This window comes from Blautia sp. Sow4_E7 (genome assembly GCF_052116245.1).
Classification (GTDB): Bacteria; Bacillota; Clostridia; order Lachnospirales; family Lachnospiraceae; genus Blautia_A.
The window spans coordinates 1-1,411 of record NZ_JBQKLL010000114.1; the positions used below are offsets into that span (position 1 = coordinate 1).

Annotated in this window: 1 protein-coding gene; it reads right to left on the minus strand. The window is 43.4% G+C overall.

Going from position 1 to position 1,411, the window contains the following annotated elements:
• Positions 1–224: 224 nt before the first annotated feature.
• On the minus strand, positions 225–1,187 hold the full coding sequence (locus tag ACTQ50_RS19595; protein WP_441485555.1) for a recombinase family protein: 963 nt from the start codon (positions 1,185–1,187) through the stop codon (positions 225–227).
• Positions 1,188–1,411: the final 224 nt, after the last annotated feature.

Below are 1,411 nucleotides of genomic sequence, written 5' to 3' on the forward strand. Positions count from 1 at the left end.
GCGACTTTGTTCACTATAGAAAAATCGAAATTGATGTAAACGATAGGGCAGTTTATCAAATGTTGTAAGCTGCTTTATCGTTTACACCAACTTCGATTGGTTTCTAATCAATTTACACCAACTTCGATTGGTTTCTAATCAATTTTCTGTTCCCTATAAAAATTTATTGGGATTTAACCAAATCGCTAAACAACGAGTTATAAAACTCTTTAACCCAATATTCACTATTTCTTTCCAGTGTACCTTGTGGCCTTTCTGGTTACCGTCCCATCTGCATGACGCTCGATGTTGCTTCTGCTCTCACGCATTTCCTGGACTTCCCGGAACGTCTCTCGTGAAATGATTGCCGGATGATGATCCTCCTGGATGTATTTCTGATGCTCTCCGTTGTTCGGTATTCGCTTCTTCTCCGGGAAGTTAGGGGAGAAGGTCTTATAGAGAATGACATCACCGACATATTTCTCATTGGTCAGTATGGTTTCGATGGAACGCTTCGACCAGGTCGTTTTTCCCCTGGAAGTCAAAATGCCGTTTCCTTCCAGATACTTCTTAATCCCGCCTACACTATATCCATCCAGGTACATCTGGAATATCTGCCGTATGGCTTCTGCCTCCGGCTCGTTGATCACAAGGCTGCCGTCTTCGGCATTACTGTATCCGTAGCATTTCCGGTTATATATTTGTGCATCCGGGTTCTGAGCTGCCTTTTCCAAGCTCCATTTGATGTTCTCACTCTTGTTCTCTGACTCACCCTGGGCAATAGCCCCATAAAGGCTGATCGCAAGTTCCGCATCCTTGTCAAAGGAGTACAGCTGCTCATTCTCAAAGTAGACCGGGACATTCATCTTCTTCAGTTCCCGAACAATAGTCAGAACATCTACCGTATTTCTGGCAAATCGGCTGATGGACTTGGTGTACACAAGAGTCACTCTCCCGGCTCTGCAATCGTCCAGGAGCCGCATTAAATTCTTACGGTTATCAGATGTCCTACCAGACTGAATGTCCAAATAGACGTCATGCAGCCGTGCCTGATGGCTATTAGCCACATCCGAAATAAGGCCAGACAGCTGATGACCTGCGCTCACGACCTGCGTTTTGCTTGCAGTGCTGACACGGCAATAGATGCCAACCTCATATCTTGACGGCGGTAATGGCGGATGCTGTTTCATTTTTTTAACGATAGCCATAATGCCCTCCTGCGTTATCGTTATAGAGTACACCCGTATAGGCTGTTCTCATTATAACTCAGATTAGGCTAACTGTATATAAAAATGTAAAAAACATTGAAAATAAAGGGTTTAATAGTAAGCGCCAAATATTCCTGCGGATTTTCTAATCTTCTGGATTCCTCTATAATTGTAGATGAAAGATATTTAGACTATTTCACTACAATCATGGAGGATAGGTTATG

What these genes read in the sequence shown, in the direction of transcription:
- ACTQ50_RS19595 (WP_441485555.1), bottom strand. Translation starts at nt 1,187, where the DNA reads ATGGCTATCGTTAAAAAAATGAAACAGCATCCGCCATTACCGCCGTCA.